Source organism: Pseudomonas sp. JZ114 (assembly GCF_051027705.1).
In the GTDB taxonomy this organism is placed as follows: domain Bacteria; phylum Pseudomonadota; class Gammaproteobacteria; order Pseudomonadales; family Pseudomonadaceae; genus Chryseomonas; species Chryseomonas luteola.
In genome coordinates this window covers 1,912,148-1,925,524 of the sequence record NZ_CP069256.1, presented here as the reverse complement: position 1 = coordinate 1,925,524, position 13,377 = coordinate 1,912,148, and the positions used below count along the sequence as shown (strand labels likewise).

The following is a 13,377-nucleotide window of genomic DNA, read 5'->3' as shown; positions in this document are numbered from 1 at the left end:
GTAAACCGCACGGGCCGGTAATCCACGAGGGTTATGCATGCTGACGTTCATCCTTCGCCGCCTGCTCAGTGCCATCCCAACACTGGTTCTGGTCTCGCTCTTTGTCTTCACCCTGCAAAAACTGCTGCCCGGCGATCCGGTGCTGGCCATGGCTGGGGAGGAGCGCGACCCCGCTGTCATCGAATACTTAAGAGACAAGTATCGTCTTAACGATCCCGTACCGGTTCAATACCTGAACTGGGTGGGCAATGTCTTGAAAGGTGATTTCGGTACTTCCTTGCGCACCGAGCAACCAGTGACCGCGCTTATCGTCTCGAAACTGCCGGTCACCCTGGAATTGTCAGTTTTCGCCTTGCTGATTGCGCTGTTGATAGGTATCCCCACCGGTATTCTCTCGGCGGTGCGTAAAGGGAGCGCGGTAGATTACAGTGCGAACATCGTTGCCCTTTCTGGTATCTCTATTCCGCACTTCTGGCTGGGGATACTGCTCATCATGGTGTTTGCGGTAAAGCTGCGCTGGCTGCCCGCCTCCGGTTTTGTACCGTTCAGTGAAAACCCGCTGCAAAACCTTAAAACCTTGTTGTTATCAGCCTTCGTGCTGGGTGCAGGTCTTTCCGGAACCCTGATGCGTCATACCCGCAGCGCCATGCTTGAAGTGCTGCGCTCAGACTATGTGCGGACAGCGCGCGCGAAAGGGCTGTTTCCCAGAACAGTCATTCTCAAGCACGCCTTTCGTAACGCGCTGATGCCCATCGTGACGCTGACTACACTGCTGTTCGGCGAACTGCTTGGGGGCGCAGTCCTGACTGAGCAGGTGTTCAGTATTCCCGGCTTCGGCAAGATGATCGTCGATGCCGTTTTCAACCGGGACTATGCCGTGGTGCAAGGTGTAGTGCTGTGCGTAGCCATTGGATTCGTATTGATGAATCTGCTGGCCGATGTGCTCTATCGCCTGATCAACCCGCGCCTGAGGACTGCCGCATGAATGCCATTGCCACCCCTCTCCCTCCTGTCTTACAGACCCGTCTACAGTCTCGTTTCCTGGCAAAGTTTTTGAAGAACAAGGGTGCTGTCATCGGTGCAGCTATCCTCTTGTTATTTGTCCTGGCAGCTGTTCTGGCACCCTGGATTGCGCCCCATGATCCACTCAAGGCGAACTTTCTGGCCGTTCGCAAGGCACCTTCGGCCCTGTATTGGTTAGGCACGGATGAGCTGGGCCGCGATCTGTTCTCACGCCTGCTCTGGGGTGCGCGCAGCTCGTTGCTGGCGGGTGGAGTATCGGTCGCCATCGCCATGGCCATCGGTGTTCCGCTAGGTCTTATAGCCGGCTATTTTGGGGGCGCGCTGGATGCCCTTATTTCCCGGATCATGGAAGCACTGCTGTCTTGTCCGTTTCTGGTGCTGGCTATCGCGCTGGGGGCATTTCTTGGCCCTAGCCTGACTAACGCCATGATCGCCATTGGCCTGTCTGCCATGCCTATCTTTGCGCGCCTGACGCGCGGACAGGTCCTTTCGATTAAACACGAGGACTACCTGGAAGGTGCCTGCGCCATTGGCCTGCCGGATCGCTGGATCGTTCTGCGCTATGTATTACCGAATGTCCTTTCGCCGCTGGTAGTCCAGGCAACCTTGACCATTGCCTCAGCCATTCTCGCAGAAGCGAGTCTGTCGTTCCTGGGCCTTGGCCAGCAACCGCCAGCGCCCTCCTGGGGCTCCATGCTCAACACAGCCAAGAATTTCATGGAACAGGCGCCCTGGATGTCTATTGCTCCAGGCGTGGCCATCTATATCACGGTGCTGTGCTTCAACCTGCTGGGCGACGGCTTGCGCGATGCGCTGGATCCCAAAGACTAACCGTCAGACAAGAAGAGAGTGATCCCATGTTCGATCATCTGGATTATAGCCAGCCTTACGCCTCTGCCCGCTCCCCTGTCATGGGACGGAACATGGTAGCGGCCTCCCAGCCACTGGCCGCCCAGGCAGGCCTGGACATGCTGCGCCGTGGCGGTAATGCGGTAGATGCGGCAATTGCTGCTGCCATGGTGCTTACGGTAGTAGAGCCAACAGGGTGTGGTATCGGCAGTGATGCCTTTGCCATCGTCTGGGATGGCAAGACATTACAGGGCCTGAATGCCTCTGGACGCGCACCGGCAGCGTGGTCGCCCCAGTATTTTGCAGGGCACAAACACATGCCGGAGCGCGGCTGGAATGCAGTGACCGTGCCCGGTGCGGTTTCCGCCTGGGTCGGGCTTTCCGAGCGTTACGGCAAGCTGCCTTTCACCACGGTGGCCGAACCCGCCATACGCTATGCGCGAGAGGGTTACCAGGTAACGCCTATAATCGCTGAGCTCTGGCACAGAGGCGGTCAGCTCCTGAAAGATCAGCCCGGCTTTGCTGAGTGTTTTCTGCCCGATGGCCGAGCCCCCAGAGCCGGGCAGAAGATTCAACTCAGGGACCATGCCAAAACGCTGGAGCTGATCGCCGAAACCCGCGGCGAAGCGTTCTATCGAGGCGCCCTGGCCGAAGCCATGGTTGCTCATGCCAGAGCCAACAACAGCGTTATGAGCCTGGATGACCTGGGCAATCACTCAATTGACTGGATCGATACCCTATCCACGCCCTTTGCAGGCGCCATGGTCCATGAGTTGCCTCCTAACGGCCAGGGCATCGCTACGCTCAGCGGCCTGGGAATTCTGGAGGCCATCGGTATTGGCGATCATCCTGTCGACAGCCCCGAAACCCTGCATGTGGTATTGGAAGCGATGAAGCTGGCCCTGGCGGACCTCAATCATCACATTACAGATCGGGACCATATGCGCGTTCTGGCTCACCATCTGCTTGACCCGGCCTATCTAAAGGAGCGCGCCAGGCTGATCGGCGAGACTGCTGCTGACCCAGGCCATGGCTCGCCCAAGCCCGGCGGTACGGTGTACCTGTCAGCGGCAGATGAAAGCGGCATGATGGTGTCGTTCATTCAATCCAACTACATGGGTTTTGGCTCCGGCGTAGTGGTTCCAGGCACGGGAATCAGCCTGCAAAACCGCGGGGCGGGCTTTTCTCTGGACCCAGAGCACGTCAACACCGTCGCTCCCGGTAAGCGCCCCTTCCACACCATCATCCCCGGTTTTGCCATGAATGCCGACGGCACGCCGTTGATGTCGTTCGGCCTTATGGGCGGTCCCATGCAGGCGCAGGGACACTTGCAGATGATGTTGCGTATCCTGCGCTACAAGCAGAACCCGCAGGCGGCGGCCGACGCACCCCGCTGGCGGATTGAGTCAGGTCGGAAGGTTGCCGTTGAGCGACAGTTCGACTCACAGACCGTAGCTGCCCTACGCGCCAAAGGACATGATATCCAGGTTGAGGCGCCAAGCGGCGTGTTTGCATTCGGCGGGGCTCAGATCATTCAGAAAACGGCCGATGGTTATGTCGGTGGCTCTGATCCACGCAAGGACGGCCAGGCCGTCGCGTTCTGACCTTGCCGGAGGGAGGCCGCGCAGGCCTTCCTCCCATTCCTTACACCTGATCGAGCCTTAGCTCATTCCAGGTCTTCACGAAGGTGCTAGTCCTGATAGTTTTCTTCTTCTGCATAAGCGAACTGGATGAATCGCTTGGCCTCGTCGAGGCTGCCGACGCGCTTGACGCAGCGTGTGCCCATTCTGATTTCATAACAGCTGCCGCCAGTCGCATCTGCACACTCGAACACGTAGTAACCATTGGAACTGCTGACGACTTTCTCTTGCATGAGTGCGCTCCCTTTCTCAGGACGGTGAATTCGTTATCGTCACGCCCTCAGTACATGCAATTGGGCGCCCTTTTAATGGGACCCAAATATTCCTTGGCAATTCGCTTCAATCACAGCAACGACCTTTTTGTTCATACAACAGGTTTATGCTCAGTCTGGTACAGGCAACCGTCGTGCCTTAACCGTCACTGGACGGGTTTTCCTATTGATCCTCGGCCTTGGCAGCTCCGCACGAATCTCGCTGCTGGCCCATGTGAGTAAACTCAAGGCGACTGGCCAAGTTAGCGCTGTTGTGTTTGTTTCGCTCCATCATCGATCCGTTTTTTTCTAATATCACCGCGCCACAGCACCAAAAGAGCGCACCATTAAGCGAAGTGCATCACACTTCATAACCTGCATTGTGTTAAATGATATTGATTTTCATTCAACACAGGGTCTACTCTGAATGGGCTTTGCGATAGTAATGAACACTTACTTTTAATGCGTTATCACTGCTTTTAAATTATAAAGGCTAAGCCGTTTGATAATGGCATATAGCTAACTATTAATATCAAACTACCGTGAGAGCCCGGCGAGGCATATATCCCGACAACATGTTGGGTTATTGCAGAATTGTTTAATCAATTGCCGAGGTTCCATTCGTGAATAATCCATTGCATTCGTATGCGGCCATTACTGCATACCCTTCCGCTCGCCTACAGGATGATCAGGCGACTTCGCATCTTTTCAACGAAAAGAATGCGCAGGCCTATGAAAGCCTTATGGTTCAAGGGGCTGAATGTATAAAGGAAACATTGCTCGGTATCAATAAGCCTTATACCGGCATATTGCCGCATGAACTAAAGCGGCAGTTTGACGAAGTGAATCTGGATGAAAAACTGGGTAACTTCAACGAGGCACTGGAAGAATTAAAAGCGTTGTACCTGAAAGATGCTGTTTACTTCCATCATCCTCACTATGTTGCTCATCTTAATTGTCCTATTGTTATTCCGGCTATTCTTGCCGAACTGGTACTTTCTTCTATCAATTCCTCACTGGATACATGGGATCAAAGTGCCGGCGGCACGTATATCGAACAAAAGTTGATTGACTGGACGGCTGAGCGTATCGGTCTGGGCAGCGAAGCCGATGGGGTATTCACCAGTGGTGGTACTCAGTCCAACCTGATGGCCATGCTGCTGGCACGTGATCATGTGTGCAACCGTCAGCCCGGTCACGCCAGCAACAAGACGCAAGGCTTGCCGACCGATTTCAAACGCCTGCGCATCCTGTCATCCGAGGTCAGTCATTTCAGCGTACAGAAATCCGCGGCCATCCTGGGCCTGGGCTATGACGCCGTGATACCGGTACGCAGCGATGCGCGCAAGAAAATGGACTTGAGCGATCTGCGCCGCGTGCTGGAAGAATGCGAAGCCGAAGGGCTGATTCCGATGGCGGTAGTGGCTACTGCCGGTACTACGGATTTCGGCAGCATCGATCCATTGGAAGACATCGCGGCAATCTGTCGCGAGAAAAAAATCTGGATGCATGTCGATGCCGCCTACGGTGGCGGACTGCTGATTTCGCCTAAATACCGTAACCGTCTGACCGGTATCGAACATGCCGACTCGGTCACTATCGATTACCACAAATCATTCTTCCAGCCGGTCAGTTGCAGTGCGTTTCTGGTACGGGATCGTCGAGAGCTGGGCCATGTCACCTGCCATGCCGATTATCTGAACCCCAAGAGCCAGACCCAGGAAGGCACACCCAACCTCGTTAACAAGAGCATTCAGACTACACGCCGCTTTGATGCGCTCAAGCTCTGGATGACGTTGCGCACCATGGGTGCGAATGCCTTGGGTAGCTTGTTTGATCACGTAATCGACTTGACTCGCGCAACCTATCCGCTTATCGAGCGTGACCCACGCTTCGACATTGCCCATGTTCCTGAACTGAGCACCCTGGTCTTCCGCTATATCCCCGAGGAGCCGCTGAGTGCCGAGCAGATCGATGCGACCAATGCAGCCATTCGCAAAGCGCTGTCTCGTAGCGGACGCGCCATCGTCGCGGGCACCAAGGTAGGCGGCCAACAGTACCTCAAGTTCACCCTGCTCAACCCCATGACCACCCTGGACGACCTGCGAGGCATTCTCGACGCCATCAAGCATGAAGGTGCCCGTTACGTTAACCAACAATCTGCCCTGGCCACGTGCTGATCTGGAGAACCACCATGACGGCTTCAACCTACGATTTCATCGCGATTGGTGTTGGCCCCTTCAACCTGGGTCTGGCGTGTCTGACTGCTCCCATCGACGAGCTCAATGGGTTGTTTCTCGACAAGAACGAGTGCTTCGATTGGCATCCCGGCATGATGCTGGAATCTGCAACCCTGCAGACGCCCTTCCTGGCCGATCTGGTCACCCTGGCGGACCCGACCAGCCCGTTCAGCTTCCTGAATTATCTTAAATCCACAGGCCGCATCTATGCGTTCTACATCAAGGAAGACTTCTTCCTGATGCGTCGCGAGTACAACCAGTACTGCCAATGGGTCATCGATCGGCTGCCCAATATCGAGTTCAACCGATACGTCGAACGTATCGACCATGATCCGGCAACCGGCCTCTATACGGTGAACTGTACCTGCACCAAAACAGGAGAACGCCTGGTTTATCAGGCGCGCCGTCTGGTCCTGGGAACTGGCACGTCACCCTATATCCCTGACTGCTGCCAGGACGCCAGCAGCCACTTGTCCCACACGTCGACCTACCTGACCGACAAACAGGCTCTACAGGCAAAAAGTACCATTACGCTGATCGGCAGCGGTCAGAGCGCGGCGGAGATCTACTATGACCTCTTGCAGGAAATCGACACGCGCGAGTACACCCTGAACTGGATCACCCGCTCGCCTCGCTTCTTCCCGCTGGAATACAGCAAGCTGACCCTGGAGATGACATCGCCCGAGTACATCGACTACTTCCATCAGCTGCCTACCCACAAGCGTGACGCGTTGATGCGCAGTCAGAAGGGGCTCTACAAGGGGATCAACAGTGCCCTGATCAATGACATCTACGACCTGCTGTACAACAAGAGCTTATGCGGTCCGGTCAGGACCAACCTGCTTACCAACACGGAGCTGCAGGACTGCCGCTACGATGAGCGTACCGGCACCTTTACGCTTACCTTGTTTCAGGAGGAACAGGAGAGCCGCTATACGCTTCAGACTGATGGGCTGGTATTATCTACTGGGTATTGCTACAGAACCCCTCCTTTCCTTCAAGGGTTACGCTCACGCCTGCGCTTCGATGAGCGTGGCCGCTTCGCCGTCAATCGAAACTATACGATTGATACCGCCGGCCAGGAGATCTTCGTCCAGAACGCCGAGCTTCATACGCATGGCCTGGTAACGCCCGACCTGGGCATGGCGTGCTACCGCAACGCCTATATCATTCGCGAGATGCTCGGCCGCGAACATTACCCCGTCGAACGCAAGATCGCCTTCCAGCAGTTCACGGCGCCCTCTTCGACACTGCTCCAGCCGGAGCCGGCCAAGACATGACGCTGCGTACCTCGTTGATCGCCATGACGGCCCTTGCCGTCATCAGCGACACCATGCTGATTCCGTTCTATCCGCAGTACTTTGCCAGCCGTTTTGGTGAAACGCGGCCGGAGCATGTGGGGGCCTATCTGGCCGCCATCTGCTTTACGGTCATGCTCGCGCTGCCCCTCTGGGCGCGCGTGGCGCGGCGGGTGCACCCGATCCGGCTGCTGATCTGGACGCAGCTCGCCGCCGGGTTGCTGTGCCTGTACTGCTATTGGGCATCGGCGCTCCTGGAGTTCTGGCTTGTCTCGCTGGGGATGATCGTATTCAAGGGCAGCTACCTGCTCATGTACCCCTACGTGATGAGCCTGGAGGACTCCAGGAACCATACCCATACCATCGGCATGCTGTCGGTTGTCGTTCACTTCGGCGCCATCCTCGGCGCCGTGGTGGGCGGCCTGGTCCTTCAGGTACTGGAGCCACGAGATGTCTTTGTGGTGATGGCCGCGGGGGATTTTCTGCAAATGGCGATCTGCCTGCGCCTGCTACGGCGGGAACCACCCCATGCCAAGCCGGAACAAGCCATTACGCACCGTACCGGCAAGGCATGGCCTATCTACCGGCTCTGCCTGCTGATGCTGCTGTTCTATTTCAGCGGTTACCTGGTAAAGCCTTTCTTTACGGTGTACTGGGAGCAGGTCGCTCAGTTGGACCACGCCGCCCTGACCGGACTGGTGTATGCCATTCCTGGTGGCATGGCCCTGCTCGGACTCTGGCTGAACCGGCGTACCGGCAGCCGACAGCAGGCCCTGAGCGGTGCGCTGCTGCTGGGTGTGTGCGGCCTGCTGCTTCAAGCTGGTGAGCAGACCGCCCTGATCCTGACTGGCCGCTGCCTGTATGGCTGGGCCATGTTCCAGGTCACGGTACGGCTGGATGCCCTGCTCTTCGAGCTGAGCACGCCCGATGCGTATGCCGCTGACTTCAGCAAGATCAATTTCTTTCAACAACTCGGCGTAGTGGGCTCGTCCTTTGCGGCGGGGTCCCTGGTCAGCACGTTTGGCCTGACTGTGCCCTTTCTGATCGGCGCGGCGGGCTTTGCCCTGACCGCCCTTGCCTATCCGCTGCTGGTCCGCACGGCCCAGCCCACGACAACACCTGTTATCGACAAGGGGGTCTGATATGACTGCCATTGCCTTGCAAACACCCATCGATACCCGCCCGTGCTTCAGCAAGCCACAGCATGGACTCGGCCACTTCAGCCTGCGTCCACTCAGCCTGCCAGAGGATACGGCGCGACTACATGATTGGCTGACTCGCGATTATGCACGCTTCTGGGGGATGCAGAATGCGACCCAGGCAGAAGTGGAAGCATTCTACCGCAACCTCATGGCCTCTCCTCATGCCAACGCCTACCTGGGTTTACATGATGGCGCACCGGCTTTCCTGGTCGAATGCTATATGCCGCTTCATGACCCGGTAGGCCAGCACTACGACGTGAAGCCCGGTGACCGGGGCATGCATTTTCTCGTCGCGCCCTGCGAGAAACCTGTTTCAGGCTTCACCCTGGCCGTGATGCGAACCATCATGGAATTCATTTTCAGCGATCCCTTTGCCCGCCGCGTCGTCGTCGAGCCCGATGTCCGTAACGACAAGATCCACGTGCTCAATCAGCGTGTCGGTTTCGAGTACGACCGTGTCATTCAACTGGGCGAAAAAACTGCCCACCTCGCCTTCTGCACTCGCGAACACTACGCCGCCAGCCTTGTAATGGAGAACCGCCCATGAACCAGATGATTACCGCCCTGCCCGCTGCCACGCCCGGGCACGCTGCACTGCATCTCACACCTGAACGCTGGAGTAAGGTCAATCGGCTGCTTGTACGTAAAGCGCTGGCGGAATTCGCCCATGAAAAGCTCATTGAGCCGGTGCTGACCACATCCGGAAATGGCTGGGATCACTATCGCCTGGATAACGGACATACAACGCTGGAATACCGCTTTCGCGCTCGCAAGCTCGCGCTGGATCACTGGCTGATCGACACCGCCTCTATCGAGAAGACCAGGGATGGCCAGGCCGTACCGCTGGATGCGCTAGAGTTCATTATTGAATTCAAGGAGCACCTCGGTATTCAGGAAAGCATGATGCCGGTGTACCTGGACGAGATCAGTAGCACCTTATATGGCAGCGCCTACAAACATGCCAAGCCGGGGCTAACCGCCGAAGAGCTCACCCGTGCCGATTTCCAAGCTGTAGAAACAGGCATGATGGAAGGCCACCCCGGGTTCGTCGCAAATAACGGCCGTATGGGCTTTGACGCCAATGATTACCGGGCCTATGCACCCGAAGCCGCCTCGCCCATCCAGCTGATCTGGCTGGCTGTGCGTAAGACCAAGGCAACATTCTCGTCACTGTCAGACCTGACCTATGAGCAGCTTCTAGAAGAGGAGCTTGGCACAGCGACAATCACCGATTTCACGGCCCAGCTCACCGAGCAAGGCCTGGATCCGGACGATTATCTCTTCATGCCTGCCCACCCGTGGCAGTGGTTCAACAAGCTTTCCATGGCGTTCTCAGCAGACGTTGCCAATCGGAATATTGTCTGCCTGGGTTACGGAGAGGACAGCTATCTTGCACAGCAATCCATTCGTACCTTCTTCAACACCAGCCACCCTGAAAAGCGCTACGTGAAGACGGCCCTGTCCATTCTTAACATGGGTTTTATGCGGGGTCTGTCGCCCTACTACATGCTGGCGACCCCAGCCATTAACGAATGGCTGAAAGCGCTAATTGACAATGATCCATTCCTGACGGAAAACGGCTTCAGCATCCTGCGCGAAGTCGCCGCGGTAGGCTATCGAAACCACTATTATGAAACAGCGCTGGTTAACGATACGCCCTATAAGAAGATGCTCTCTGCCCTCTGGCGGGAAAGCCCGGTCCCTCAGTTAAAATCGGGGCAGCGCCTGATGACGATGGCCTCGCTGCTGCATCTGGACGCCCAGGGAGACTCGCTCCTCACGGCGCTGATTGCCTCCTCCGGCATAGATACGGACACCTGGTTGCGCCGTTATCTCAACGCCTACCTGACGCCCCTGCTGCACTGTTTCTATGCTCACGATCTGGTGTACATGCCTCACGGGGAGAACCTGATTCTGGTGCTGGATAACAACGTTCCGTCGCGGGCAATCATGAAAGACATTGCGGAAGAGATCGCCGTGCTGAACCCTGATGCCAAGCTGCCGGAAAAGATCAAGCGATTGGCGGTCTCTGTACCCGAAGAGCTGAAAATCCTGTCGCTCTTCACCGACGTGTTCGACTGCTTCTTCCGCTACATGAGCGCCATTCTGGTGGAAAAAGCCGACTACTCTGAGGACCGTTTCTGGTCGCTGGTAGCCGAGTGCGTCAGCACCTATCAGCAGAGCCATCCTCAATATGCCGAGAAATTTGCCCGATACGACCTGTTTGCGCCCGAGTTCATCCGCTCCTGCCTGAACCGTCTTCAATTGGGCAACAACCAACAAATGGTCAATCTGGCAGATCCGGCTGGAAACCTGAAGCTTGCCGGAACCTTGATCAATCCGATCGCACCATTCAAGCGTTAACGTGAATAACTCCGCTCCGGCCGCCTGCATAGACAGCCGGAGCGGACAGGATGGGAAACCGTAGAAACAGCCAGACGTTGCACTTGTTAATGGCATCTTCACGCAGTGCGCTTAGGGTGTAACACCTTCTGCATCACTACTGATGTCGCGTTGTGTTAATTGGATCAAGTAACTTACAGGTGTACGTTCGTCCACCCATAAAGCGAAGCGTCCTGAAATTTGAGAAAATAAGAGATTGCGCATTAAGCGCGTCTGATCTGGGCTGGCAAAGTTATGAATGGTGTTATCGAAGAGCCTAAAGCTTTGCTTGAAGGCCACTGGCTTGTCTTGATTGAAGATGATCCACTTCTGCAAAGTATCTTATCGGGCTTCGTGGAAGAACTGGGCGGTCGTGTCAGCAGCTTCGAGACGGCTGATGATGCGTTGGTTTATATGCTCAGTGCAGGTGAAAAGCCCTCTCTGGTCGTCACCGATCATCTAGTGCCTGGGCAGATCAAGGGCGCCGAGCTGGCAACCATGGTTGGCGCACGCTGGCCAGGTCTTTCGGTCATTGTAACCACCGGACGTGATCTGGAGACCATTCCTGAGCTACCAGACGGCATGCTTTATCTGCAGAAACCATGGGATCTGGTGCAAATGAAAAAAGCCATTATCCAGATGCTAAATAAAACATCCGTCAGTCTTTGAATAAAGCCTATGGCCACAGTAGGACTAATTCGCTTGTTTTGAGCGCCCGTTAAAGAGACCAAGCGCGCAGTCTTGCCCTTGCCTACCCTTCCTCTTTCCGAGCAAGACGAACTTCCACTACTTGTGGAAGTGACACGCTATGACAGTGCCGGTCGACATTACCTTTCCGAGCAGACCGCCATGATGAGAGACACTGCCACCCACATGTCGCCTGCTCAATAGTAAGGGTCGGTGGCAGACCACTGTGCCTGGGAAACCGCCTTTACAGTTCAGAACGGTAGCGTTTGATACCACCAGGCCACCTATCCTCACTATCCTAATAATCCGTGCGCCTGCTCTTTCCTGCCCGTTGCGAATCCCTTTCCTCTGGAGCGTGATCATGACCCAGGCAGCATCCGGTTCCGTCGACACCCATACGTTGCGAAAAGTCATTGCCGCCGCCTCGATCGGTAATTTCGTCGAGTGGTTCGACTTTGCCATCTATGGCTTTCTTGCAACGATCATTGCCGAGCAATTCTTTCCCAGCGGCGACGCGAAAGCCGCTTTGCTCAAGACCTTTGCCGTATTCGCCGTCGCCTTTGCCTTCCGGCCATTGGGCGGCATCGTTTTCGGCATGCTGGGCGATCGGATCGGCCGCAAGAAGATACTGGCCCTGACAATCCTGATGATGGCCGGTGCCACGACGCTGATAGGCCTGTTACCTACCTATGCCGCCATAGGCATGGCCGCTCCGCTACTGCTGACCGTTATCCGATGCGTCCAGGGATTCTCGGCCGGAGGCGAATACGCTGGTGCCTGCGCCTATGTCATGGAGCATGCACCACGGGAAAAACGCGCCACGTACGGAAGTTTCGTACCCGTATCGACGTTCTCGGCCTTTGCCTGTGCAGCCGTATTGGCCTACGGTCTGGATGCTACGCTTACCAAAGACGCCATGGCCAGCTGGGGCTGGCGTATACCCTTTCTTATTGCAGCGCCTCTGGGCCTCGTAGGCCTATATTTGAGGTTGCGGCTAGGCGAGACCCCGGCGTTCCAGTCTGTCGAGGCTCAACACGCAGTAGCACATGCGCCACTGCGTGAAACGCTAAAGTCCAATGGCGGAGCTATCTGTCGGCTGGGCGCGTTTATTTCCGTAACGGCCCTGTCCTTCTACATGTTCACAACCTACTTTGCGACTTACCTGCAGGTAGCCGGTGGGCTTGATCGCGCCTCCGCCCTTCTGGTTACCGTCATTGCCCTGGTTTTTGCAGCCATGCTATGCCCATTCGCAGGTCTCTTTTCAGACAGGGTCGGGCGCAAGGCTACAGTATTTACAACCTGTACCTTACTGATCGTTGTGGTCTATCCGTCGTTCTGGATGGCCAACTCAGGTAACCTGCTGCTGTCGGTTCTGGGTGTACTGCTGTTGGCCGTCGGAGCGGTACTGTCCGGTGTCGTTACCGCTGCACTGCTGTCAGAAGTCTTCCCCACCCGGACGCGTTACACCGCCTCAGCCATTACCTACAACATGGCTTATACCGTTTTCGGCGGTACTGCGCCTCTCATGGCAACCTATTTGATTGCACAGAGCGGTAGCAACCTGGCACCAGCGTTCTATCTCATCGCGATATCCGTAATGGCGTTGATCGGAGGTCTGCTGCTACCCGAGACGTCAAAGGTTGAACTGAGCGAGGTAACCGGGCGTGTGCCCGCTGCGGAGACGGCTTCCTTGACCAGCATAACCACCTGAGACGCTTTCAGCGTCAGGCGGCAAACCTGTCCATCGCCTGAACGTTTGTCAGCCTTTGTAACGACCAGGGAACAGGACGTCTCGCAGTGGAGTC

General features: G+C 56.2%; 11 protein-coding genes. 10 read left to right on the top strand and 1 reads right to left on the bottom strand.

Annotated elements, in window-relative coordinates:
• Positions 1-37: 37 nt before the first annotated feature.
• From JQR90_RS08970 to JQR90_RS08960, 3 genes are read left to right on the top strand one after another with little or no spacing between them, the layout of a single operon-like run.
• Positions 38-985 (top strand): ABC transporter permease, encoded by a 948-nt coding sequence (locus JQR90_RS08970; RefSeq protein WP_010798115.1) that lies wholly within the window; start codon positions 38-40, stop codon positions 983-985.
• Positions 982-1,854: an ABC transporter permease gene (locus JQR90_RS08965; protein ID WP_010798114.1), complete on the top strand. Its 873-nt coding sequence runs from the start codon at positions 982-984 to the stop codon at positions 1,852-1,854. The genes JQR90_RS08970 and JQR90_RS08965 overlap by 4 nt, the downstream gene beginning before the upstream one ends.
• 26 nt (positions 1,855-1,880) lie before the next feature.
• A complete protein-coding gene (locus JQR90_RS08960; protein WP_010798113.1) occupies positions 1,881-3,476 on the top strand; it encodes a gamma-glutamyltransferase family protein in 1,596 nt (531 codons plus the stop codon).
• An 86-nt stretch (positions 3,477-3,562) separates the two neighbouring features.
• Here JQR90_RS08960 and JQR90_RS08955 read toward each other — a convergent pair whose 3' ends face one another.
• The gene (locus JQR90_RS08955) at positions 3,563-3,745 is read right to left on the bottom strand and encodes a hypothetical protein (RefSeq protein WP_010798112.1); all 183 of its coding nucleotides are present in this window, start codon (positions 3,743-3,745) and stop codon (positions 3,563-3,565) included.
• Positions 3,746-4,386: 641 nt separating this feature from the next.
• On the opposite strand from JQR90_RS08955, the gene JQR90_RS08950 reads away from it, so the two are divergent.
• The 7 genes from JQR90_RS08950 (at position 4,387) to JQR90_RS08920 (ending at position 13,283) form a co-directional block, all read left to right on the top strand.
• Complete coding sequence (locus JQR90_RS08950) at positions 4,387-5,943, top strand: pyridoxal phosphate-dependent decarboxylase family protein (protein WP_010798111.1); 1,557 nt, start codon at positions 4,387-4,389, stop codon at positions 5,941-5,943.
• A 14-nt stretch (positions 5,944-5,957) separates the two neighbouring features.
• Complete coding sequence (locus JQR90_RS08945) at positions 5,958-7,283, top strand: lysine N(6)-hydroxylase/L-ornithine N(5)-oxygenase family protein (RefSeq protein WP_010798110.1); 1,326 nt, start codon at positions 5,958-5,960, stop codon at positions 7,281-7,283.
• Complete coding sequence (locus tag JQR90_RS08940) at positions 7,280-8,443, top strand: MFS transporter (protein ID WP_010798109.1); 1,164 nt, start codon at positions 7,280-7,282, stop codon at positions 8,441-8,443. Before JQR90_RS08945 ends, JQR90_RS08940 begins: the two co-directional genes overlap by 4 nt.
• A gap of 1 nt (position 8,444) precedes the next feature.
• Positions 8,445-9,050, top strand: coding sequence for a GNAT family N-acetyltransferase (locus JQR90_RS08935; RefSeq protein WP_010798108.1), 606 nt, complete (start codon positions 8,445-8,447; stop codon positions 9,048-9,050).
• Positions 9,047-10,867 carry an IucA/IucC family protein gene (locus JQR90_RS08930; RefSeq protein ID WP_010798107.1) on the top strand — a complete coding sequence of 607 codons (1,821 nt, stop codon included), beginning with the start codon at positions 9,047-9,049 and terminating at the stop codon, positions 10,865-10,867. Before JQR90_RS08935 ends, JQR90_RS08930 begins: the two co-directional genes overlap by 4 nt.
• Before the next feature lie 273 nt (positions 10,868-11,140).
• On the top strand, positions 11,141-11,554 hold the full coding sequence (locus tag JQR90_RS08925; protein WP_010798106.1) for a response regulator: 414 nt from the start codon (positions 11,141-11,143) through the stop codon (positions 11,552-11,554).
• Positions 11,555-11,933: 379 nt separating this feature from the next.
• The gene (locus tag JQR90_RS08920) at positions 11,934-13,283 is read left to right on the top strand and encodes an MFS transporter (protein WP_010798105.1); all 1,350 of its coding nucleotides are present in this window, start codon (positions 11,934-11,936) and stop codon (positions 13,281-13,283) included.
• Positions 13,284-13,377 lie beyond the last annotated feature (94 nt).

Bases quoted from the DNA above. Each gene is read 5' to 3' on its own strand.
- JQR90_RS08970 (WP_010798115.1), top strand. From the start codon at position 38: ATGCTGACGTTCATCCTTCGCCGCCTGCTCAGTGCCATCCCAACACTG.
- JQR90_RS08965 (WP_010798114.1), top strand. From the start codon at position 982: ATGAATGCCATTGCCACCCCTCTCCCTCCTGTCTTACAGACCCGTCTA.
- JQR90_RS08960 (WP_010798113.1), top strand. From the start codon at position 1,881: ATGTTCGATCATCTGGATTATAGCCAGCCTTACGCCTCTGCCCGCTCC.
- JQR90_RS08955 (WP_010798112.1), bottom strand. From the start codon at position 3,745: ATGCAAGAGAAAGTCGTCAGCAGTTCCAATGGTTACTACGTGTTCGAG.
- JQR90_RS08945 (WP_010798110.1), top strand. From the start codon at position 5,958: ATGACGGCTTCAACCTACGATTTCATCGCGATTGGTGTTGGCCCCTTC.
- JQR90_RS08940 (WP_010798109.1), top strand. From the start codon at position 7,280: ATGACGCTGCGTACCTCGTTGATCGCCATGACGGCCCTTGCCGTCATC.
- JQR90_RS08935 (WP_010798108.1), top strand. From the start codon at position 8,445: ATGACTGCCATTGCCTTGCAAACACCCATCGATACCCGCCCGTGCTTC.
- JQR90_RS08930 (WP_010798107.1), top strand. From the start codon at position 9,047: ATGAACCAGATGATTACCGCCCTGCCCGCTGCCACGCCCGGGCACGCT.
- JQR90_RS08925 (WP_010798106.1), top strand. From the start codon at position 11,141: ATGAATGGTGTTATCGAAGAGCCTAAAGCTTTGCTTGAAGGCCACTGG.
- JQR90_RS08920 (WP_010798105.1), top strand. From the start codon at position 11,934: ATGACCCAGGCAGCATCCGGTTCCGTCGACACCCATACGTTGCGAAAA.